We start from the raw sequence: 23,136 nt of genomic DNA, 5'->3' as shown, positions 1-23,136 counted from the left end.
AATTGTTTGGAATTTATAAAATGGAAAAAACACAACAAGATTGGTCACGAAGAAAGTTCATGTACACTTTAACCGGAGCTGGCACATTAATCATGTTAAACCCAATGATTACTTGGGCAGCCGAAACTTTTGATCCGCGTGTAGCGGCAATCGTAGCCAAAACTATCGGAATTGACACTCACAATCACGTTGATGTTCCGCTTAATGCAACAGAGTTGCCCGGTCCAAAAATCGACTTAATTGGCGAAATGAAAAAATCGGGATTATCTGCAATTTGCATGACATTTGCTGTTGATTACCAAGAGCTTAAAAATCCCGGTGATGCCTACAATCGGTTCTTAAACGGATTAACTGCAATGGACAAAATATTGGAAAGCAACAATATGACACATTCCATGAATTTGGCCGATATTCAATTTGCATATAAAAATCACATTCCAACTGTTATTCAATCTGTTGAAGGAGCTCATTTTCTGGAAGGAAATCTAGACCGACTCGGAATTGCATATAACAAAGGTTTACGACATTTAACTTTACTTCACGATCATGATGCATCAGTGCCTTTGGGCGATGTTTTTACCAATCCCGCGCAATTTGGCGGACTAACAACTTTTGGTGCAGATGTTATCAAAAAATGCAACCAGCTTGGTATTGTTGTTGACCTTTCTCATGCCAATAATGAAACCTTAAATGCTGCATTAAAAGTAACGACAAAACCTGTACTTGTTTCGCATACGGGTCTTGATACTCAATTGGGAAAAAATGAGTTCATGAACAAAATGATGCGCCCAAGACTTATCAGCAAAGAACAAGCTAAAATCGTTGCCGAAACCGGCGGCGTTATTGGTGTCTGGACACATCTTGCCGATTCGCCATTAGAATATGCACAAAATATTAAAGCAATGGTTGACGTTGTCGGAATCGATCATGTCGCCATAGGAACAGATACTAAACTGACTCCGCCCTACAGATCTCCGGAAAGTATAAAACAGCAACAAGGAGAACCTCAAAAAGGCGGTGACAAAAATAAAATGGACGGCGGTACCAACGAAACCTGGAAAGACCAAAAAGAAGGTTTCTATTATGTGGTCGTTGATGCTTTATTAAAAACAGGTTTCAACGAAGAAGAAATTGGTAAAATTGGAGGCGGCAATTTTTTAAGAGTATTCGATGCCGCGACTAAAGGACAATCAATATTTAAATTCTAAAACAAAAAAAGCTGCATTAATGCAGCTTTTTTTATATCCTAAACCAGAAAAACGATTCTTAATTCGTTTTCATTGGTGGTAAATCAAACGCGATTGAATCGTGTTCGAAGTTATTACGGTGTCCTCCATCGCAAAAAGGTTTGTTTGCAGATAATCCACAACGGCAAAGTCCCAATGCAGATCTTCCTTGTAAACCATAAAGTACTCCTTCCGGATCCATGATTTCGAAATCACCTTCAATTTTTATTGATCCGTTTTTATTGATGATTAGTTTTGTCTTGCTCATAAAATTGTCTTTGTTTTTTCAGTACAAAGGTTGCAAAATATATTTTGAAGATTTAAGTGGGAATGCTAGTTTAAACTGGTTCTATTTTATGGGGTTATACCGCAGAGATTCACAAAGAAAAAGCGCAGAGATTCGTTAAGTATTTTTTGTTTAAGATCGATATGCACAATATTGTCAGGCTGAGCGAAGTCGAAGCCCCGCAAAGTGATTCAGCAAACGAGGCTTCGACTTCGCTCAGCCTGACAAACCAGAAGCTTTTTTAGCCCCGATAGAAGAGGAAATCCTTTTGTGTCTCGTTTCTTTAACGAGACACAAAAGATTGTAACGGATAGCGGGATTAGCTCCTGAAAAAATGCATTCCCAAAGTCTGACTTAGTCTCTCGCAAAATCGCAAAAGTGCAAAGTTTTAAAAAAAAATTGCTTCTTTGACTTTGCGACTCGGCGACTTTGCGAGATTAATTCACATTCTTTAAAACAAAACTCGGCGCTTTTTCTCTGTGAAACTCCGTGAAATAACAAAATCTCAATTCTATTGCTTATTTTTGCACTCAATAAAATTGAGTTATGATACAAAATCCAAAGAGATATACTATTACGGCAGCCTTACCTTACACCAACGGACCTATCCATATTGGGCATTTGGCGGGGGTTTACGTGCCTGCAGATATTTATTCGAGATATTTACGATTGCAAGGAAAAGACGTTGCGTTTATTTGCGGAAGCGATGAACATGGCGTTGCAATTTCGATGAAAGCCAAAAAAGAAGGAATTACACCACAAGAAGTTATTGATAAATATGACGGAATTATAAGAAAATCATTTGCTGATTTCGGAATTTCGTTTGACAACTATTCAAGAACTTCGGCTAAAATTCACCATGACACGGCTTCGGAATTCTTTAGAACATTGTATGATAAAGGTGATTTTATTGAAGAAGTAACAGAACAATTGTACGATGCAAAAGCGAATCAGTTTTTAGCAGATCGTTTTGTGGTTGGAACTTGCCCAAGATGTGGTAATGATGGAGCTTACGGCGATCAGTGTGAAAATTGCGGATCGACTTTGAATGCTACAGATTTAATTAATCCGAAATCGACAATTACCGGAGAAACTCCAATTTTAAAAGCAACAAAACACTGGTTTTTGCCTCTTGACAGATATACTGATTTCCTGAGAGAATGGATTTTGGTTGGACATAAAAACGACTGGAAACCGAATGTTTACGGACAAGTTAAATCCTGGGTTGACGGCGGACTTGAGCCTCGTGCGGTAACGCGTGACCTTGACTGGGGAATTGATGTTCCGGTTGAAGGTGCCGAAGGAAAAAAATTATACGTTTGGTTTGATGCGCCTATCGGATATATTTCGTCTACTAAAGAATGGGCTCTTCGTGAAGGAAAAGACTGGGAACCATACTGGAAAGACGAAGACACAAAACTGGTTCATTTTATTGGCAAAGACAATATTGTTTTTCACTGTATCATTTTCCCGGCGATGCTTAAAGCCGAAGGAAGCTATATTTTGCCGGACAATGTTCCTGCAAATGAGTTTTTGAATTTGGAAGGAAACAAACTTTCGACTTCTAAAAACTGGGCAGTTTGGTTGCACGAATATTTAGAAGAATTTCCGGAGAAACAAGATGTTTTGCGTTATGCATTAACATCAAACGCACCGGAAACTAAGGATAACGATTTTACCTGGAAAGATTTCCAGGCGAGAAATAACAATGAATTAGTTGCCATTTTCGGGAATTTCATTAATCGTGTAGTGGTTTTAACCAACAAATATTACGAAGGATTTATTCCGACACCAAATGAATTATCTGAAGTTGATGAAAATACATTAGCAGAATTAAAAGCGTATCCAGCTGTGATTTCAAGTTCGGTTGAGCGTTACAGATTCCGTGAAGCTTTGGGTGAATTAATGAATGTTGCGCGTTTAGGAAATAAATACCTTGCTGACGAAGAGCCTTGGAAAGTGATGAAAGACAATCCGGAGCGTGTAAAAACTCAAATGTATGTAGCATTGCAAATTGCTGCTGCGTTGAGCGTTTTAGCCGAACCATTTTTGCCTTTTACGGCTGCAAAATTGTCAAAAATCTTAAAAAATGAAGGTAAATTGAAATGGAATGATGTTGCTGAAAATTCAGAATTAATTCCGGAAGGTCACCAAATTGGTGAAGCAGAATTACTTTTCGCAAAAATAGAAGACGAAGAAATACAAAAACAAATAGATAAATTGGAAGCTACAAAAACCGCTAATATTGCTGAAAACAAAAAAGCAGAACCTCAAAAAGATTTAATTCAATATGAGGATTTTGCCAAAATGGATTTACGCGTAGGAACTATTATTGAAGCAGAAAAAATGCCAAAAGCCAACAAACTTTTGGTGCTTAAAATTGATACCGGAATTGATGTTCGCACGATTGTTTCCGGAATTGCCGAAAGCTTTTCACCAGAAGAAATCATCGGCAAACGTGTTACGGTTTTGGCCAACTTAGCGCCAAGAGCTTTACGCGGTGTTGAAAGTCAGGGAATGATCTTAATGACAACAAATGCCGAAGGAAAATTGGTATTCGTAAATCCTGATACGGATGCACCAAATGGTGAAACGATAAACTAAAGATTTAAAAAGATGTGTGATTGCACATCTTTTTTTTTGTCTTATTTAATTTATATACGTGTCCTGCAAGGTTTTTTTCAACCTTGTAGGTTTTGAATAGATTGTCATACCTACAAGGTTGAAAAAAACCTTGTAGGAACAAAACAAATGTATTTTTCTTACATATTTGGTTTTTTAGTTGTAGGTTTGTTTTGCAAAAAATACACTATAGGATTTATTTAGGAACTTTCTAATAAAAGTTAACATAAGCGAATCCCTCGTCATGATGTCCCTGAGGAAACAATGGGAAAACCTATCCTTATGGGGTATTTTTTGCACATCTAAAACGAGGGATTCGTGCGTTTAATATTTTCAGGTTTATGCAAAAAAAAGAAAATGAAAAAACATCAGAACAAGATGTAATGATTGCAATGGCAAAATTTCTCTCAGACCTTTGGTTTGTAGATGACTTTAGAGATCAACCTGAGTATTTGTCCGAAATTTTCGAGACAATTCTCTTAAGCGAAATGGGCGATGATCGAGATCTGAGAATCAGAATAATTAATTCCATTAGAACCAGTAAAATGCTGGCAGAAACGCTCGGGCATTTTTCTGATAGGGAAATTAATAAAGCCTGCGCGAGAATCATGAATGCATAATACCTAAAATTTTGAGAATCAATTATAAAGTTTAATTGATTCTCAAAATTTATCTTAAATAGTAATCCTAAAATTAATTATTTCGAAAAAATCGCAATAAGAGCAAGTAATGATAAAATAATTTCGTTTATTTGATTTGTTATTTAATTTTTAACGAAAAAATCGTAAAATCATGTTAATCCGTTTTGTTGTCAGTAACTTCATGTCTTTCAAAGATGAGACAGAATTCAATATGCTTCCTGCAAAAGGAAATGGCTCTCGTCAACTTACAAATCATATAAAAAAAACCAAATCAGGAGTAGAAGTATTAAAAACTGCGGCAATTTATGGAGCAAATGCTGCGGGGAAAAGTAACTTAGTAAGAGCAATTGCCTTCTTGAAATCTATAGTAATAAATGATGTTGAACTATTAATACCTCAAAGTAAAAGATTCAGACTTGACGAAAACTATCTAGAAAAGCCTTCAACTTTTCGAATTGAATATGAGTACCAAGGAATTCATTTCGATTATGCTGTTGAAATTTTTAAGGGAAAAATAACACATGAATGGCTTTATTTAATAAACTCAGTAAAGAAAAGCCAAGAAGAATTACTCTTCAAGAGAGATAATAATGAAGTAATATTTGGGGATTATTTTAAAGATAAAAACGATTTAATATTTGCTAAGAAATTTCTAAGAAAAGAACTTAAAGACAATGAAACTGTTTTAAATAATAGTTACTTACTTTTTGACAACAATAAAATTCTAGATAAAATCTGCGAAGCTTTTTCACAACTTCATTTAGTCTTTCCAAATTCTATAGACATTGACTTCACTAAATCTGTTTTACTAGGAAATAAAAAATTAGATTTTACAAATAAGATACTTGTAAATAGCAAAACAGGAATTGAAAAAATTGTACTTCGAAAAATAGAATCTGATTTATTTTTTGGCTTAGATGATGTAAATTTTAAAAACAATCTCATTGATGAATTAGAATCAAATATTCAAAATAACACTAGTACAACAAATGAAAAGGCAATTGTATTTACATATAGAAATAAAGATTATAGCTTTGTAAAAGAAAATAACAACTATTTTGTTTTCATATTATGTACTAAACATGAAAATTCAAATTTTACATTTGATTTTCATGAAGAATCCGACGGTACCAATCGCTTATTCGAACTCGCTCCAGCATTCGAAGATTTACTATATGAAAACGATCTTGTATATATTATTGATGAACTAGAAAGAAGTATGCATCCTTTATTAGCTAAAGAACTTTTAAAAACATATTCATTAAATTCAAAAACCAATAGCCAACTAATTTTCACAACCCATGAAAGTCATTTATTAGATGATGAACTATTGCGAAGAGATGAAATTTGGTTTACCGAAAAAAAATCTGATGGAAGTACAGAATTTTATCCGTTAAGCAATTTTAACCCAAGAGGCGACAAAGTTTTAGAAAGAGGCTATTTAGAAGGAAGATATGGAGGAATACCTTTTTTAGGAGATTTTTCCAAATTAATTATCGAAGAAAATCCTTTATAAATGGAGCGTAAGAGATACACATTAGATGATTACAATAAAGAGCAATCATTTAAAGATGCAACTAAATTCTTCATTGTTTATGAAGGAGAAGACAAGGAACCCAAATATTTCGGAACTTTTAATAATTTATTTTTTGAACCTAAAAAAGCAAGCATTTTACATGTTTTTGAAAAAGACACGAATGTCAAAGGTTCTCAACCAAAAAAATTAATTGAGCGTGCCAAATCTTTCATTGAAAATCCACCTAAAAGCTTACCTGTTACTCCATCTTTAGATGACAAATTTAGGTTTGTACTTGATGTGGATCAACATCCAAAAGAAGAATATCCCGAATTAAAAGAATATTGTGAAAGTCTAATTGATGCTAATTTATTTATAAGCAATTATTGTTTTGAGATATGGCTATTATTTCATTTGGATGAGCCAGAAAATATTTTATGTAAAACTAGTAAAGAATCAAAAACAGAGCTTGGAACAAAACATGCTCATTCAAAAATTAAAAATTATCCTAAGGGGTATTTAACTCAAGAATATATTTTGAAAGCGATCGAAAGGGCTGAAAAGGCAGATTTAAATAAAGGTGATTATTTTCCTGCAGAAAAATCAACGAAAGTATATCTCTTAATGAAGGAACTACTTAATTATTCAAAAATTAATATTGAAGTTATTGATCCTAAAATAATATAAAATCTTTAGCTCTTTTTATATAATAAACAATGAAAATCACCAAACCAAGATTAGCCTTAATCTGCGGGATACTTTGTATTTCAATCTTCCCAATATTGGTTAAATTGAAATTAGCGCCAGGATTAATTTCGGCTTTTTATCGAATGTTTTTTGCCATAACATTGCTTCTGCCTTATGTTCTTTTGAGTAAAAATTTTAAACTTCCAACATTAAAATTTGCATTACTTGCAGCGCTTTGCGGAATTTTATTTGCCTCAGATGTTGCCGTTTGGAATATCGCCATTCAGGATTCAAGCGCGACTCAGGCTTCGTTGCTTACAAACTTATCACCGCTTTGGGTCGGAATTGGTTCTTTCTTGTTCTTGAAATCAAAACCTGCAACTAATTTCTGGATTGGCACTGTTGTTTCCTTATTTGGAATGGTAACTTTAGTTGGTTTTAGCTTTTTTATGGAATTGAATTTTGATCAGGCATTTCTCTTTGCTGTTTTATCCGGAATATTATATTCTATTTATCTTTTGGTCAGCAAAAATGTCCTTTCACAAGTTGATGTTTTATCGTTTATGACCATTAGTTTATTGGCATCAAGTATTTATTTAGGAATTCTTTGTTATTCTTTAAACGAACCTTTTACAGGGTTTTCAAATACGGGTTGGTTTGTATTGCTGCTTCAGGCAGTAATTTGTCAATTATGCGCCTGGCTTTCGATTAGTTACGCCACACAACACATGCGCGCGACAAAAGTTTCGTTGAGTTTATTAAGTCAGGCTGTAATTACTTCAATATTAGCTTGGTTGTTTTTAGAAGAACAAATAACTTTACAAATGGTTTTTGGCGGAATGATTTTGCTTTTCGGAATTAGAATTACTTTTTACGATAAAACAATTTCTCTTAAGAAGTTCTAAGAATTGAGAGACTGGAACGCGGATCACACAGATTGATTTTTAATAATTCTTGGCAAAAAAAGTTTCTCGCAGATTTGGCAGATTGAGCAGATTCTTTTTAAATCTTTGAAATCATTTAATCTGTAGCAAAAAATTAGTGCTAATTCGTGCAATTCGTGGCTAAAAAGTTCTCTCGCAGATTCTGCAGATTGAGCAGATTCTTTTTAAATCTTTGAAATCATTTAATCTGTGGCAGAAAAATTAGTGCTAATTCGTGCAATTCGTGGCTAAAAAGTTCTCTCGCAGATTCTGCAGATTGAGCAGATTTTTTTTAAAATCTTTGAAATCATTTAATCTGTGGCAAAAGAACCTCAAATAAAGAAAACCTCAAACTAAAAAAACAAAAACACTATGTTACATAAAAGCAAAATACCAAACTTAAAAGTAATCGCATTCGATGCCGATGATACTTTGTTTGTAAACGAACCTTATTTTCAGGAAACAGAACATAAATTTTGTGCTTTGATGGAAGATTATCTTTCGCATCAGGGAATTTCGCAGGAATTATTTAAAATCGAAATCGAGAATTTGCCTTTATACGGTTACGGAATCAAAGGTTATATTCTTTCGATGATTGAAGCTGCGATGAATATTTCGAACAATACGATTCCGGTTGAAGTAATTGAGAAAATCATTCAATACGGAAAAGAATTATTAGAAAAACCAATCGAACTTCTTGACGGAATCGAAGAAACTTTGCAGGCTTTACATGGTAAATACAAATTGGTTGTCGCTACAAAAGGCGACTTAAAAGATCAGCATAGCAAATTGCACCGTTCTGGTTTAGGACATTATTTTCATCATATCGAAGTCATGTCAGACAAACAAGAAATTGATTACGAGAAATTATTAGGCCGTTTAGAAATTCAGGCTCATGAATTTTTGATGATAGGAAACTCTTTGAAATCTGATGTACTTCCCGTTTTAGGAATTGGAGGTTATGCCGTTCATATTCCGTTTCATACCACTTGGGAACACGAAAAAATTAGCCATAAAGTAGAACATGAACATTTTAGTTCATTTGAAAATATTATTGAAGTACTTGAGAACCTGTCATAATGAAAACACTTTTAGATTTAGAAAATTGGAATAGAAAAGAGCATTTTAAGCATTTCAGACAAATGGAAGAGCCCTTTTTTGGCGCAACCGTGCAAATTGATTGTACCAAAGCTTATCAAACTGCCAAAAGCCTTAAAGCTTCTTTTTTTATCTATTATTTACACAAAACCTTAGTTGCGGTAAATTCGATTGAAAATTTCAGATACAGAATTGCCGACGACAAAATTTATATCAACGATCGTATTGATGTTTCGGCCACAATTGGGCGTGAAGATGGCACTTTTGGATTTTCATTAATTGAATATAATCCGGATTTTAAGATTTTCGAACAAAATGCTTTAGCAGAAATCGAACGCATTCAAAACACAACCGGACTTTTTACAAGATCTTTTGATGATGATAATGTGATCCATTTTTCGGCAATTCCGTGGCTTGATTTTACTTCACTTTCGCATGCAAGAAGCTATACATTTCCAGACAGTTGTCCTAAAATTTCTTTTGGAAAAATGATGGTTTCAGAAACCGGAAAAAGAACAATCGCAATGTCAGTTCACGTACATCACGGTCTAATGGACGGTTTGCATTTGGGCAATTTCGTAGATTTCTTTCAGGATTTAATGAACAATTAAAGCCTTATAATTTCTGTCTTATTCTGTTGCAATAATAACTTTTAGTGGATAACAATTCTTACAAATAATTGTTGGTTTGGGGAGAATTTAAATCTCAAATAACAATGAAAAAAATTGCTATTGTTTTGGCATGCGCGTTAGGTATATCCAATGCACAAGCTCAGACAGAAACAGAAAAAAAAGCCCAGGAATACAACAAATGGTCTGTTGATTTAGGTATTGGTTTTAACAAACCGCAAAAACCTTTCAGTGAGAATTCTTATACTTCGCAGATAAGTCCTTTCGTAGGCGATTTAGGAGTTCGATACATGTTTAATAACAAATTTGGTTTAAAAGCTGATTTTGGATATAACAGTCTTACAGATGGTAAAGGATCTGCAAATTTTGATTCTAAATATTACAGAGCTGATTTACAAGCTGTAGCTAACTTAGGAAGAATCATGAACTTTGAAACCTGGACAAATACTATTGGGTTATTAGGACATGCTGGTTTTGGTTTATCAAGATTAGAGAACAAAGATTACCACACTAAAGATAACATGGGTAATTTTATTGCCGGAGTTACAGGACAAATCAGATTATCGAACAGACTGGCTCTAACTGGTGATTTAAGTACCATCTTTAATGCATCTCAAGATTATACTTTTGATGGTGCTACTTATATCCCAAACAATCGTGGATTTTCAGGATTACTTTTCAACGGAACTGTTGGTTTGAATGTTTATTTAGGAAAAAACACAAAACATGCTGACTGGACTGTAATTTCAGAGAATGCCGATGTTTCTGCATTAGAAAACAAAGTGGCAAACCTTGAAGCTTTGGTAAATAAAATTCCTGAGAAACAAGTAATCGTAGAAAAACAAGCAGCTGTAACGCAAGTAAGCGATAAAGATGTTGTTAAAGAAATGATTAACGATAAGTATTACAGCGTTTATTTTGATTTTAACAAATCTACACCAATAGAAAATTCTACTGCTTCGATTGATGCTGTTTTAACTTACTTAAGAAAAAATCCTTCAGCATCTCTTGATATTATTGGTCATGCTGATCAGGTTGGTAGTTCAGATTATAATGACAAACTATCAAATGCAAGAGCTACAAATGTTAAAACCATTTTAGAAAAATCTGGAATTTCATCTTCAAGATTAAGTGTTGTTGCTGCAGGAGCAGATACATCTATCCAAAAAGATTCAGAAGAAGCAAGAAGATTAGCAAGAAGAGTTACTTTTAAAGTAAAATAATTTCTTTTTAAACAATAAAAAACTAAAAGCCTTAAAGTTATTTAAGGCTTTTTTTATTGGTATAACCGGAAAAAACCAATGCTTTTATTCCGTTGATTTTTCATTAAACTTAAGTAGCATTTATTTTATTAAATTTGGAATAATATTTGTGCTCTATAACTTATGAAAAAGCTTTTACTTTTTTTTCTTCTATTATCTAAATCGATACTGTTAAGCCAAACAGTATTAAACTCTTATCCTTTATACCTAAATGATCCAATAGAAAATAGTCAGGCATTAAATGTTGAAGATACAAAAACGCATGATGTCTACGTTTTTGCCACAGATAGTAAAAGGATCAACATCCTAAAATATAATAAATCTCTTTTCCTTACCAATCAATTTACGGATTCGATAAGCAATACTCAAAATAAATCTCTAATGGGTTACAGCATTAGCGAAGACGGAAACCCTACACTTTACTGGGGTTCAGACTATTTAAAAAACATAAAGATTATCAAATATTATCTGGAAACTAAAACTTCTAAAACATTAAATTTTGATTTTCCTCAAAACAATGAATCTATACTCACTACATTTCAAAAAAACAATAATTTCTATATTGTTGCAAAAGAAAAAAACGAACAGCATATTCTTCTTTATGAATTTAAAAATGGAAAGTGCGAAATAAAAATGTTTGATCTTTCGGGCTTTCCTTTTCAAAATGAAAAAGGGCAAACTTTTACGTTTAGCAGTCTTATTCGATATTATCCAATTGAAAAAATGGAGTCAAATGATTTTAATCCTTTGGATAAAACTACCAGCATAAATAAGATGTATGTTCTCGAAGACCGGATTATTTTGACATTTGATTATAACTCAAAAAAAACACAGGTTTTTGATCTTAATCTGGAAACTACTGCTGTTACAGAGAAAAATTTTGATCAGCCTGTTACTAAAAAAGCATCTCAAAATTCTAATTCTTTTTATAGTGAAAATCAACTATTTCAAATAAAAACCAACAATGATGAATTTTTGTTTGACATAAAAGATTTTGATTCCGGAAAGACATTAAAAAGTGTTTCTGTTTCAAAAAATGATACTATTCGTTTTAAAAACTCACCTTTCCTTCTTCAAATAGGCGATAATAAACCTCAGGAATTAAAAACTACCAGTAAATATCTAAAACAATTATCAGGTTTAAGTGTTGGGGTTTCTGTTTTTAAAAGCAAAGGAAATAACTTTATAACGTTTGGTGGATATTTGGAGTATGTGGCTTTTAGTATCGATTATGGACAAAATGACTTCTTTAATGACGGCAATCAATCACAATTTTCCCGAACTAAAAGAGTCTTTTTTGATGCTGCGTTGAGTCCGGATTTTGAGTTTGTAAAACAACAATCAGAACCTTTGGCAATCGACAATATTTCCTATTTCCTGAGTATCACAAAAAATGTGTCGGTGCAAAACATTCTTAAGCTAAAGAATTATTCGATATTGAGTTATTATGATATCGCTTCTAAACAATTCATCATGCGTAAATTTACAGATGGTTTTATTAGAGAAGATAATGGAAATCCGATTATGAATAAAGCACAATTCTCGAAACCTTTTCGCTTTGATAAATCTTAAGTTTATTGAGAATTAATCCAAATGTGTCTCGTTTAGCATTTTCGAAAAAACGGATTGAATTATTTTTTTTAACTTTACAAAAAAGACACAATTATGCTATCGAAAAATATTGAAACAGCTTTAAACAAACAAATTCGCATAGAGGCAGAATCTTCGCAAACTTACCTTTCTATGGCTTGTTGGGCTGAAGTACACGGATTAGAGGGAATTGCTCAGTTCATGTATACACAATCAGACGAAGAGCGTGCACACATGCTTAAACTTATTAAGTACGTAAACGAACGCGGAGGACACGCTCAAATTACAGACCTAAAAGCGCCTAAAACATCATATTCTACATTTAAAGAAATGTTTGAAGCACTTTATAACCATGAAATTTTTGTTTCAGAATCGATTAATGAATTAGTTCACATCACTTTTGAAGAAAAAGATTATGCAACACATAATTTCTTACAATGGTATGTAGCTGAACAAATCGAAGAAGAAGCAACAGCTAAATCAATTCTGGATAAAATTAACTTAATTGGAGATGACAAAGGCGGACTTTACTTGTTTGATCGTGATATTCAGCAATTAACAGTTACAAGTTCTATCGCTATCAATCCAAAATAAAAAAGTTAAAGTTTATTTAGAATACTTAAAAATAACTTTATTCTTTTATATTTGCCTCTGTTTTTATAATACAGAGGAAAATTGAGCAAGAAAGAAAAAGACAAGGACAAAAAAAAGGATAAGAAGAAAAAGAAAAATGCTGCTATCCTTGATAAAATTAAGAAGATCGAAAACTGCAAGTCTTCTTGTTGTGAGAAATTCAAAAAGAGCGAAAAGAAACGTTGCTCCCGTTGTCCTATGTTTGATTTAATTAAAAAAACTGCTTAAACAATATAAAGAAAACCCACCAATTTATTTGGTGGGTTTTTAGTTTAAATTGCAAACGCCTCTTATTTTAAAAGACCCGAAATTTAATTATGGAAAACAACATTGCTATACCAAAATCCAGTCTTGATTTTTTACGTCAACTCAAAGAAAACAATAACAAACCGTGGTTTGAAGTAAATAAGCCAAAATACTTAACCGAATTAAATCATATTGAAACTTTTGCCGATGCATTGCTTCACGAACTCTCTAAAACGGATGTTTTAGAAACTTCTTCAGGCAAAAAAAGCGTTTACCGAATTTATCGTGATATTCGTTTTTCTAAAGATAAAACCCCGTTTAAAACTTTTTGGGGCGGAAGCTTTACCAGAGCGACAAAAGAAAGGCGCGGTGGTTATTATTTTCATCTGGAACAAGGAAACAGTTTTTTTGCCGGTGGTTTTTGGGGACCAAATGCTGCAGATTTAAAACGTATAAGAAGCGAATTTGCTCACGATCCTGAAGCATTTAAAAAAATATTGAATTCAAAATCTTTTAAAAGCACTTTTGGAACTCTGCAAGGTGAACAACTTAAAACAGCACCAAAAGGTTTTGACAAAGATCATGAAGCTATAGATTTACTTCGTTTCAAACAATTTTTAATCATTAAACGATTTACTGACGATGAAGTATTAAGTCCGCTTTTTTTAGAACAGGCTTTGGAAACATGCAAAAACATGAGGCCTTTTTTTGATTATATGAGCGAAGTACTTACAACGGATATAAATGGCGCTTCGGTTTTATAAGCGTTTTTTAGTAATCAGTTTTCAGTCTCTGTTTTTAGTTTTTACTTTAGACTGAAAACCGAAACTGAAAACTAATTCAAGACTATCACGTTTACCACTCTACTTCAATAATAAAATTTCATTAACCACAACTTCAGTAACATATCTTTTTTCTCCATTTTTGTCATCGTAGCTTCTGTGTGTTAACTTTCCGTCTACTGCGACTTCTTTTCCTTTCACGACAAATTTTTCTATAATCTCGGCTGTTTTTCCCCATGCAGTAACTCGGTGCCATTCTGTTTGTTCGACTTTTTCGCCTTTATCATTTTTGTAAATCTCATTTGTTGCTATACTCAAGTGAGCCAATTTTCTTCCGTTTTCTAATGTTCTAATTTCAGGATCTTGTCCTACGTTCCCAATTAGTTGTACTCTGTTTTTCATTGCATTCATGGCGTATAGTATTTAATATTTATAAGCGAATTCGTTTATCAAATTCAACAGTGCAAAGATGTGGGAGATCACAAAAACTAATCGGTTACAAAGCATTTACTTTCGGTTGTAACTATTTGTAAGCGTTTGTAAATGGAAAATATTTTTGTATATTTAACAGAAATCTTATTACATGCAAACAAAAATCAATAAAGTCGAATTGCGAAATTTAGAATTTGACGACTACCAACAATTGAAAAATTCAATGGTTGAGTCATATCCTGAAATGGCCAATTCGTACTGGAGAGCTAATGATATTAAAAAATTACTTTCTATATTTCCTGAAGGTCAATTGGTTATATTAGTCGATGGCATTGTTGTAGGATCTGCATTGTCATTGATTGTCGATGAAAAACTAGTCGACAAAAGACATAATTACAAACAAATTATTGGCGATTATACTTTTTCTACCCATAATCAAAATGGGGAAATTTTGTACGGTATAGACGTTTTTATCCACCCGCACTATCGTGGCTTGCGTTTGGGCCGTCGTTTATATGATGCCCGAAAAGAACTTTGTGAACAATTAAATTTGAAAGCAATTGTTTTTGCAGGAAGAATTCCGAATTATTCCCAACATGCCAAAAAACTCACTCCAAAAGTTTATATCGACAAAGTAAAACATAAAGAATTGCACGATCCTGTGCTTTCGTTTCAGCTGAGTAATGACTTTCACGTTTTAAGAATCATCAAAAATTATCTTGAAGGCGATGAAGAATCGAAAGAATTTGCGGTTCTCTTAGAATGGAATAATGTTTATTACGACGAAAGTCCGAAACTTATTAATCTTGAAAAAAGTGTTATTCGTATTGGATTAATTCAGTGGCAAATGCGCCAATTGAATAATGTTGAAGAATTTTTTGAGCAATCAGAATTCTTTATTGATGTGGTTTCCGGTTATGGAGCCGACTTTGCTTTATTTCCTGAACTTTTCATTGCGCCTTTAATGGCCGATTATAATCATTTATCTGAAGCTGAAGCCATTCGTGAACTTGCACGATATTCTGACCCAATCAGAAAGCGTTTTCAGGAATTCGCCATTTCTTATAATATCAATATTATTACCGGAAGTATGCCTTATTTAGACAATGGTAATTTATATAATGTTGGTTTTTTATGTAAAAGAGACGGAACTTCAGAAATGTATACCAAAATTCATGTCACGCCAAACGAGGTTCAACATTGGGGAATGAAGGGCGGCTCTGAATTTAAAACTTTTGATACGGATTGTGGTAAAATTGGAATCCTGATTTGCTACGACGTTGAGTTCCCTGAACTTTCGAGAATTTTGGCAAACGAAGGAATGAATATTTTGTTTGTTCCCTTTTTAACCGATACACAAAATGCATACACCCGCGTAAAACATTGTTCGCAGGCCCGTGCGATAGAAAATGAATGTTATGTAGCTATTGCAGGCTGTGTTGGAAATTTACCAAAAGTAAATAACATGGATATACAATATGCGCAGGCATCGGTTTTTACGCCTTCTGATTTTGCTTTTCCGAGTAATGGTATAAAAGCTGAAGCTACGCCAAACACAGAAATGACTTTGATCGTAGATGTCGATCTAAATTTACTTAAACAGCTTCATGAACACGGAAGTGTTAGAATCTTAAAAGACCGAAGAACAGATTTATATGAAATTAAAAAGTTAAATTCATGAAAACCTGCCTCGAATGTTCTGAGAAAATCGTAGGCCGGGAAGATAAAAAGTTTTGTTCAGACAGCTGTCGAAATGCCTACAACAACAAAATAAATAAAGACAGCACTAATTTCATGCGAAATGTAAACAACAAATTACGAAAAAATTACCGTATTTTGTCTGAATTAAATACAGAAGGAAAGTCAAAGGCAACAAGGGATAAAATGGTTAATAAAGGTTTTGATTTTGATTTTTTTACCAATATTTTGCAGACCAAAACAGGAAATACTTATTATTTCTTGTATGATCAGGGATATCGCTCCCTGGACAATGATTATTTTATGCTCGTAAAAAAAGAAATTTAGTATATATCATATGAAAAAAAATCCTACTTCTATACTTGCTTTTTTATGCATTTTGGCAATTTTAGGCATTGTATACGCCACAATGATGCCTCAATGGGTTTCAAAAAACGAAGAAGCCCTGGCGGAATTCTCAACTGAAAGAGCCCTCAATCAAGTTGCGATTATTTCCCAGAAACCCCACTATGTTGGTTCAACCAATCATGAATTGGTCGCCAATTACCTAAAACTTGAACTGAACCGAATTGGTCTTGAAACTTCAATTCAGGAAGGATTTACACTAAATGACAAAGGTCTTTTAGTAAAATCTAAAAATATTCTGGCCAGAATAAAAGGGACCAACAATTCGAAAGCGCTTTTATTACTTTCACATTATGACAGCGCGCCACATTCTTTTTCTAAAGGAGCCAGCGACGATGCATCCGGAGTTGCTACTATTCTTGAAGGTATTCGCGCTTTTTTATATGCTAAACAATCTCATAAAAACGATATTATAATTCTTTTCTCAGATGCTGAAGAATTAGGATTAAACGGAGCCGCTCTTTTTGTAAATCAGCATCCGTGGGCGAAAGACGTTGGTTTGGTTTTAAATTTTGAAGCACGCGGTTCTTCAGGACCAAGTTATATGTTAATGGAAACCAACAAAGGCAATGAAGCTCTTGTAAAAGAGTTTTCGAACGCTAAGGCTAAATATCCGGTTTCGAATTCGTTGATGTACAGTATTTATAAAATGCTTCCAAACGATACTGATTTGACCGTTTTTAGACAACAAGGAAATATTCAGGGATTTAATTTTGCTTTTATCGATGGTCATTACAATTATCACACACAACAAGACGATATTCAGCATTTAAACAAAACTACACTAACGCATCAGGGCGCTTATTTAATGCCTTTACTAAAATACTTTTCAAATATTGATTTAAACTCTACTCAAACAACTCAGGACAACGTTTATTTTAGTGTTCCTTTCGGATTTATTAATTATCCTTTCACTTGGGTTTTTCCAATGACGGTTATTGCTTTAGGATTGTTGATTCTTTTTATTTTCATCGGAAAAGCAAAACGCGTTATTACTTTCAGAGAAATTTTCAGAGGATTTGTTCCGTTGTTGGGTTCTGTAATTATTGCCGGATTAGTTACTTTTTTAGGATGGAAAATTCTTTTAGAAGCTTATCCTCAATACAATGATTTACTAAACGGTTTTACATATAACGGTCATGCTTATATTGGTGCGTTTGTTACTTTAAGTATTGCAATTTGTTTCGCTTTTTATCATCATTTTTCAGAAGGAAAAATTACGATGAATCATTTTGTAGCTCCGTTGTTGCTTTGGATTGTTATCAATGCTTTTTTAGCGAATAGCTTAACTGGTGCAGGTTTCCTGATTATTCCGGTTTATTTTGGAATTTTCTTATTTGCAATCTTTGTAATTACGCAACATTACAGTTTAGGATTAAATCTAATATTTAGTATTCCCGCATTAGCAATTATTGCGCCTTTCATCGTAATGTTTCCTGTTGGATTAGGTTTAAAGATACTTTACGGAAGTGCTGTTCTTACTGTTTTACTTTTTGGATTATTGCTTCCGGTATTTGGCTCATTTGTTAGAAAAGGTGCCTGGACGATGTTTTTCTTCATCATTTCGATTGGCTTTTTTGTATATGCAGGTTATCATTCAGGCTACCAACATGGAGAAGCAAAATCTAACAGTTTATTATATGTTTATAATGCAGATAACGATTCTGCTTTCTGGACAACTTATGATACTAACTTAGATGACTGGACGAAAACTTATTTAGGTAACACGAATCAAAAAGCAGTTGGTTTAAATGGTCTTCCAATCGCCAGCAAGTACAATTCAACTTTTACCTATAGCGCGATTGCTCCTAAAGTAGCGGTACCAAAACCAACTATTACTTTTATAAAAGACAGCGTTATTGGAAATAACAGATATTTAAAAATAAAAATTACACCAAACCGAAAAGTAAACCGTTACGATATTTTCGCAAACCCAAAAATGACGTTTTACAACTTTAAAGCAAATGGTGTTTCGACTTCAGGAGAAAAAGGAAATCGTTTAGAACGAGATGATATAAAAATCCTGTGTTATTATGTTGTAGGCAATGAACCTCTTGTCTTAGACTTTTATATCAATAAATCATCTGTTTTTGATATGGATTTAATTGAAAGCTCATTCGATTTAATGACCAATCCATTATTTCAAATCAAACCAAGAAGCGACTGGATGATGCCAACGCCTTTTGTTTTAAACGATGCCGTTTTAATTCAGCAAAAAATTAAAAAATACAGCGCACCCGTAAATGTTCCTGTTGAAACTGTTCCAGCAAAAGATAGTGCAACTGTTATAAAAGATACAATAAAACCAATCGTTAAACCCGAATAAAGGTGAAATAATATGGCAACCAATATTTCTACAATCGTTCTCAATGCTCCAATAGAAAAAATTTGGAATACTTTGACAAATCCGGAATTGGTAAAGCAATGGCAATACGGAAGTGATTTAATTACCGATTGGAAAGTTGGTAGCGAAATTCGATTTAGAAATGAATGGGAAGGTCAGGTTTTTGAGCAATGGGGAACTGTTTTAGAAATTATCCCGAACCAAAAAATTAAATATTCGTTGTTTTTCCCGAGACCCGAATTAGAAGATAAACCAGAGAATTATTTTATTATGAGTTATGTTTTATCTGAAGAAAACCAGAAAACTAAGCTCGAAATTATTCAGGAAGACAATCGCCCCGGAGCAATTCAGGAAGAACCACAAGGCGAAGAAAATCCAATTCTTCAAACATTAAAAAATTTAGTCGAATCATAGAATTCGGTTTACAAATACAAAAGGGCAAACTTTAACCACATAGTTTGCCCTTTTTATTTAACATGCACATTCAATATTCAACCCGGACTGAATTGCTTTTGTCCCTTCGGTTGTATAACCGTCAAATTTCCACCACTCTATTCCTCCAATTAATTCTTTTACTTTAAAACCAAGCTTTGCCATATTCAGCGCACCTTTTGTCGAAGCGTTACAGCCAATTCCATCACAATACGTTACATATAAAACATCTTTGTCTAAATGTTTGGTAGTTTCAGCTGTCATTTCACGATGCGGAATATTAATCGCTGTCGGAATATGTTCTGCTTCAAAACCAAAAGCTTTTCTCGCATCTAAAGCCACGACCTTTTCACCGTTATTTAAGGCATCAAACAAATCTGAAGGATCCATTTCAAAGGCAAGTTTGTTTTCGTAATGTTTAATTTGAGCTTCCATTTATTATCGTTTTTAGTTATTTGTTTTTTTCAAAAGTAGTTCAACCCTGCTTCCCATAAAAACGAAAAGAATTCATCACTTTCATTACTTTTTTTCATACAAAAGCCAACCTAAAATTTTGTTCCTTTGTATATTAATTCTCTAAAAAATGGAAATACGTCATTTACGGTTGATAAAAGCAATTGTCGAAGAAGGAAGCATCACTAAAGCAATCGACAAACTTTATTTGACGCAATCGGCTTTGAGCCATCAGCTTAAAGAAGCAGAATATCAATTAGGAACACCCATTTTTTTGAGAATGAATAAAAAACTGGTTTTAACCAAAGCCGGTGAAAAAATCTATGCACTTGCTAATGAGATTCTGGATAAGCTTTCTCAAACCGAAACCCAAATTAAACAAATGGTATTTGGTGAATACGGCGAAATCAGAATTAGTACCGAATGTTTCTCAAGTTATCACTGGTTGCCATCGGTGATGAAACAATTTCATTTGCTTTATCCGAATGTCGAATTGAAAATTGTAGCCGAAGCCACACATATTCCGTTACAAAAATTACTTGAAAATGCCATTGATATTGCAATTATCAGCGATCAGATCAATGACAATAACATTAAATACATGGAACTTTTTCAGGACGAAGTTGTAATGGCCGTTTCTGAAAACCATGCCTGGGCAAATAAAAAATACGTCGTTGCAGAAGATTTTATAGATCAACATTTACTGATTCACTCTCTTCCGATGGAAACGGTTACGATTCATCAGTTTATTTTGGCTCCCGCTAAAGTAACTCCAAAAAAAATAACCGCTTTGCCTCTTACCGAAGCTTCTCTGGAAATGGTAAAAGCAGATATGGGTGTAATGTCGATGGCAAAATGGGCTTTGATGCCACATTTAAAAAATAATCCCATAAAAGCCATAAAAATTGGTAAAAACGGCTTAAAAAGAAAACATTTCATTGCCATTCGGGATAATCAGGAATATCCGGCTTATTTTCATCATTTTATTACCTTTTTACAAACCGAAATTAACTTTCAATGGAATATTCAATAAGAAGCTGTGAAGTCACGGATTTGACCAAACTCGTAATTTTATGCCAGAAGCATGCTGAATATGAAAAAGCCCATTTTTCTCCCGAAGGAAAAGAAGAAGGTTTAAAAAAAGCACTTTTTGATACACAGCCAAAACTCAATTGTTTAGTTGTTGCAACAGAAGAAGATATTATTGGTTATGCATCTTATACTTTTGATTATTCGACTTGGGATGCCGCAACTTTCATGTACATGGATTGTCTGTTTTTGGAAGAACAAGCAAGAAGTTTTGGAATTGGTGAAGTTTTAATCGAAAAACTAAAGCAAATTGCAATTGAGAAAAACTGCATCAATATACAATGGCAAACACCTGAATTTAATGAAAGAGCCATAAAATTCTACAATAGAATTGGCGCAAAAGGAAAGGATAAAGTTCGGTTTACGCTAAATTTGTAAAATAATTTAATCTTTCAATCATAATAATTATCGGGAGGAACGTTTTTTTGTTTCACGCAGATTTTGCAGATTCGGCAGATTACTTTTTGCAAATATTAATCTTTGCACATCTGCTTAAATCTTTTTAATATCTGCGTGAAACAAAGTCCCTGAACCTTTGAACCTCTTAAAAAGAAATGACACAAATAAGCATATTAGGCTGCGGCTGGCTCGGCTTACCTTTAGCCAAAAAATTAATCGAAAAAGGACATTCCGTAAACGGATCTACAACTTCTGAAAGTAAACTTTCGACTTTAAAAGAATCCGGAATAAATCCCTTTTTGGTAGCGCTTGAAAGCCAAAGTGTCTCAGAAAGTATAAATGATTTTCTATCTGAAAGCGAAATTCTAATTATTGACATTCCACCCAAATTAAGAGGAAACAATGCTGATTCAGGCGATTCTTCCAGAAATATTTTTGTGGAGAAAATCGAAATTTTAATTCCCTTTATTGAGAAATCAACTGTTACAAAAGTCCTTTTTGTGAGTTCTACTTCTGTTTATGGAGATGAAAATACAACAATTACAGAAGAAACAACTGCAAATCCAGAAACAGAAAGTGGCAAACAATTGCTTTTAGCAGAAGCAGTTTTTCAAAAAAATCAAAACTTTGAAACCACCATTTTACGTTTTGGCGGATTAATTGGTGAAGATCGTCATCCGGTAAAGTTTCTCGCCGGAAAAGAAAATCTCGAAAATCCGGATGCTCCCGTAAACTTAATTCACCAAAATGATTGCATCAAAATCATTCAGGAAATCATCAAGCAGTCAAAATGGAATGAAGTTTTTAACGCCGTTGCGCCTTTTCATCCAACAAGACAAGAATATTATACTCAAAAAGCAAAAGAGCAAAATTTAGTTTTACCGAAGTTCAGCACCGAAAAATCAAACATCAAAAAGGTTATTTCAAGTGAAAAAGTCGAAAATAGTTTAAAATACCAGTTTGCTTTAGGAAATTATTAAAGTTTCCATGTCAGGCTGAGCGAAGTCGAAGCCCGATTCAATTGGAACGCCTTCGACTTCGCTCAGGATGACAATCTATTAAACCAAAAAAAACTTAAATTTACTTACATCACTTATATGGTGAAAAACAAAAACTTTGCGAACTTTGCGTAAAATCTTAGCGCCTTTGTGGTAAAAATCATGGAAACAGTTTACATCAATTCGCCTCTTGGAATCACCAAAATTATTGGCGATGAAAATGGTATTGCTGTAATTTCAGTGTCAGATGTTGGTACAAATGAAGTTTCAAAGAAAATTCCAAAAGTTTTAAAAGAAGCCGTTTCGCAACTTAACGAATACTTCGAAGGAAAAAGAACTGATTTTGATTTGAAATTAAATCCACAAGGAACTGAATTTCAGCAAAAAGTATGGAAAGCCTTATTAGAAATTCCATACGGAAAAACGGTAAGTTATATGGATCAAACCAAAAAACTGGGCGATGTAAAAGCAATTCGTGCTGTGGCTTCGGCAAATGGTAAAAATCCGCTTTGGATTGTAGTACCTTGTCATCGCGTTATCGGAACAAATGGCTCCTTAACCGGATATGCCGGAGGTTTATCCCGCAAAAAATGGCTTTTAGAACATGAAAATCCAAGCACACAGCAAAGTTTGTTTTAAAATAAACACAAATTTCACAGATTTACACAAATTAAAATTATAGTATTATATTTACAAAACATCTTGTTTTGTGCAATTAATTAACTCCAAATCAATTCGTGCAATT

General features: G+C 33.5%; 24 protein-coding genes. 21 read left to right on the top strand and 3 right to left on the bottom strand.

The window, feature by feature from the left end:
- Window positions 1-20: 20 nt before the first annotated feature.
- Window positions 21-1,208 carry a dipeptidase gene (locus GKZ86_RS21435; protein WP_154785101.1) on the top strand — a complete coding sequence of 396 codons (1,188 nt, stop codon included), beginning with the start codon at window positions 21-23 and terminating at the stop codon, window positions 1,206-1,208.
- 58 nt (window positions 1,209-1,266) lie between these two features.
- Here GKZ86_RS21435 and GKZ86_RS21430 read toward each other — a convergent pair whose 3' ends face one another.
- Entirely contained in the window at window positions 1,267-1,494 is a 228-nt protein-coding gene (locus GKZ86_RS21430) for a CDGSH iron-sulfur domain-containing protein (RefSeq protein WP_154785100.1), read from the bottom strand.
- A gap of 564 nt (window positions 1,495-2,058) precedes the next feature.
- Between GKZ86_RS21430 and metG the strand changes: the two genes are divergently transcribed.
- The 12 genes from metG (at window position 2,059) to GKZ86_RS21370 (ending at window position 14,123) form a co-directional block, all read left to right on the top strand.
- Entirely contained in the window at window positions 2,059-4,116 is a 2,058-nt protein-coding gene (gene metG, locus GKZ86_RS21425) for a methionine--tRNA ligase (protein ID WP_154785099.1), read from the top strand.
- Between the two features lie 359 nt (window positions 4,117-4,475).
- Window positions 4,476-4,754, top strand: a complete 279-nt coding sequence (locus GKZ86_RS21420; protein ID WP_154785098.1) for a hypothetical protein — start codon at window positions 4,476-4,478, stop codon at window positions 4,752-4,754.
- Window positions 4,755-4,926: 172 nt separating this feature from the next.
- Window positions 4,927-6,291: an ATP/GTP-binding protein gene (locus GKZ86_RS21415; protein WP_154785097.1), complete on the top strand. Its 1,365-nt coding sequence runs from the start codon at window positions 4,927-4,929 to the stop codon at window positions 6,289-6,291.
- Entirely contained in the window at window positions 6,292-6,978 is a 687-nt protein-coding gene (locus GKZ86_RS21410; RefSeq protein WP_154785096.1) for an RloB family protein, read from the top strand.
- Between the two features lie 29 nt (window positions 6,979-7,007).
- Window positions 7,008-7,883 carry a DMT family transporter gene (locus GKZ86_RS21405; protein WP_154785095.1) on the top strand — a complete coding sequence of 292 codons (876 nt, stop codon included), beginning with the start codon at window positions 7,008-7,010 and terminating at the stop codon, window positions 7,881-7,883.
- Between the two features lie 390 nt (window positions 7,884-8,273).
- On the top strand, window positions 8,274-8,981 hold the full coding sequence (locus GKZ86_RS21400) for an HAD family hydrolase (protein ID WP_154785094.1): 708 nt from the start codon (window positions 8,274-8,276) through the stop codon (window positions 8,979-8,981).
- Window positions 8,981-9,610 (top strand): chloramphenicol acetyltransferase, encoded by a 630-nt coding sequence (locus tag GKZ86_RS21395; RefSeq protein ID WP_154785093.1) that lies wholly within the window; start codon window positions 8,981-8,983, stop codon window positions 9,608-9,610. The genes GKZ86_RS21400 and GKZ86_RS21395 overlap by 1 nt, the downstream gene beginning before the upstream one ends.
- Before the next feature lie 104 nt (window positions 9,611-9,714).
- Window positions 9,715-10,851 (top strand): OmpA family protein, encoded by a 1,137-nt coding sequence (locus tag GKZ86_RS21390; protein WP_154785092.1) that lies wholly within the window; start codon window positions 9,715-9,717, stop codon window positions 10,849-10,851.
- 162 nt (window positions 10,852-11,013) lie between these two features.
- Window positions 11,014-12,462, top strand: a complete 1,449-nt coding sequence (locus tag GKZ86_RS21385) for a hypothetical protein (RefSeq protein WP_154785091.1) — start codon at window positions 11,014-11,016, stop codon at window positions 12,460-12,462.
- A gap of 93 nt (window positions 12,463-12,555) precedes the next feature.
- On the top strand, window positions 12,556-13,074 hold the full coding sequence (locus GKZ86_RS21380; RefSeq protein ID WP_007811299.1) for a ferritin: 519 nt from the start codon (window positions 12,556-12,558) through the stop codon (window positions 13,072-13,074).
- Between the two features lie 81 nt (window positions 13,075-13,155).
- Complete coding sequence (locus tag GKZ86_RS21375; RefSeq protein WP_059117007.1) at window positions 13,156-13,341, top strand: hypothetical protein; 186 nt, start codon at window positions 13,156-13,158, stop codon at window positions 13,339-13,341.
- An 89-nt stretch (window positions 13,342-13,430) separates the two neighbouring features.
- Complete coding sequence (locus GKZ86_RS21370; RefSeq protein WP_154785090.1) at window positions 13,431-14,123, top strand: DUF2461 domain-containing protein; 693 nt, start codon at window positions 13,431-13,433, stop codon at window positions 14,121-14,123.
- 99 nt (window positions 14,124-14,222) lie between these two features.
- Here the strand turns inward: GKZ86_RS21370 and GKZ86_RS21365 are convergent, their stop codons facing one another.
- Window positions 14,223-14,552, bottom strand: a complete 330-nt coding sequence (locus tag GKZ86_RS21365) for a single-stranded DNA-binding protein (protein WP_154785089.1) — start codon at window positions 14,550-14,552, stop codon at window positions 14,223-14,225.
- Between the two features lie 172 nt (window positions 14,553-14,724).
- On the opposite strand from GKZ86_RS21365, the gene GKZ86_RS21360 reads away from it, so the two are divergent.
- Genes GKZ86_RS21360 through GKZ86_RS21345 form a run of 4 tightly spaced genes read left to right on the top strand, consistent with a single transcriptional unit; the run spans window position 14,725 to window position 19,434 of the window.
- On the top strand, window positions 14,725-16,254 hold the full coding sequence (locus tag GKZ86_RS21360; RefSeq protein WP_154785088.1) for a carbon-nitrogen hydrolase family protein: 1,530 nt from the start codon (window positions 14,725-14,727) through the stop codon (window positions 16,252-16,254).
- A complete protein-coding gene (locus tag GKZ86_RS21355; protein WP_154785087.1) occupies window positions 16,251-16,598 on the top strand; it encodes a hypothetical protein in 348 nt (115 codons plus the stop codon). Before GKZ86_RS21360 ends, GKZ86_RS21355 begins: the two co-directional genes overlap by 4 nt.
- A 10-nt stretch (window positions 16,599-16,608) precedes the next feature.
- On the top strand, window positions 16,609-19,002 hold the full coding sequence (locus GKZ86_RS21350) for a M28 family peptidase (protein ID WP_154785086.1): 2,394 nt from the start codon (window positions 16,609-16,611) through the stop codon (window positions 19,000-19,002).
- A gap of 12 nt (window positions 19,003-19,014) precedes the next feature.
- Entirely contained in the window at window positions 19,015-19,434 is a 420-nt protein-coding gene (locus GKZ86_RS21345; RefSeq protein WP_154785085.1) for an SRPBCC family protein, read from the top strand.
- A gap of 57 nt (window positions 19,435-19,491) precedes the next feature.
- Here GKZ86_RS21345 and GKZ86_RS21340 read toward each other — a convergent pair whose 3' ends face one another.
- Window positions 19,492-19,887 carry a rhodanese-like domain-containing protein gene (locus tag GKZ86_RS21340; protein ID WP_154785084.1) on the bottom strand — a complete coding sequence of 132 codons (396 nt, stop codon included), beginning with the start codon at window positions 19,885-19,887 and terminating at the stop codon, window positions 19,492-19,494.
- Window positions 19,888-20,035: 148 nt separating this feature from the next.
- Here GKZ86_RS21340 and GKZ86_RS21335 point away from each other — a divergent pair, with 148 nt between their 5' ends.
- The 4 genes from GKZ86_RS21335 to GKZ86_RS21320 all read left to right on the top strand — a co-directional run bounded on the left by GKZ86_RS21335 (window position 20,036) and on the right by GKZ86_RS21320 (window position 23,030).
- On the top strand, window positions 20,036-20,938 hold the full coding sequence (locus tag GKZ86_RS21335; RefSeq protein ID WP_154785083.1) for a LysR family transcriptional regulator: 903 nt from the start codon (window positions 20,036-20,038) through the stop codon (window positions 20,936-20,938).
- A complete protein-coding gene (locus GKZ86_RS21330) occupies window positions 20,923-21,372 on the top strand; it encodes a GNAT family N-acetyltransferase (RefSeq protein WP_154785082.1) in 450 nt (149 codons plus the stop codon). Before GKZ86_RS21335 ends, GKZ86_RS21330 begins: the two co-directional genes overlap by 16 nt.
- 176 nt (window positions 21,373-21,548) lie before the next feature.
- Window positions 21,549-22,373, top strand: a complete 825-nt coding sequence (locus tag GKZ86_RS21325) for an NAD(P)H-binding protein (protein WP_154785081.1) — start codon at window positions 21,549-21,551, stop codon at window positions 22,371-22,373.
- A 180-nt stretch (window positions 22,374-22,553) separates the two neighbouring features.
- The gene (locus GKZ86_RS21320) at window positions 22,554-23,030 is read left to right on the top strand and encodes a methylated-DNA--[protein]-cysteine S-methyltransferase (protein ID WP_154785080.1); all 477 of its coding nucleotides are present in this window, start codon (window positions 22,554-22,556) and stop codon (window positions 23,028-23,030) included.
- The last annotated feature ends 106 nt before the right edge of the window (window positions 23,031-23,136 follow it).

It is taken from the genome of Flavobacterium sp. LC2016-13 (genome assembly GCF_009707955.1).
Taxonomy (GTDB): domain Bacteria; phylum Bacteroidota; class Bacteroidia; order Flavobacteriales; family Flavobacteriaceae; genus Flavobacterium.
Note: the sequence above shows the minus strand (reverse complement) of the source record. Positions and strands in the feature narration are given on the sequence as shown.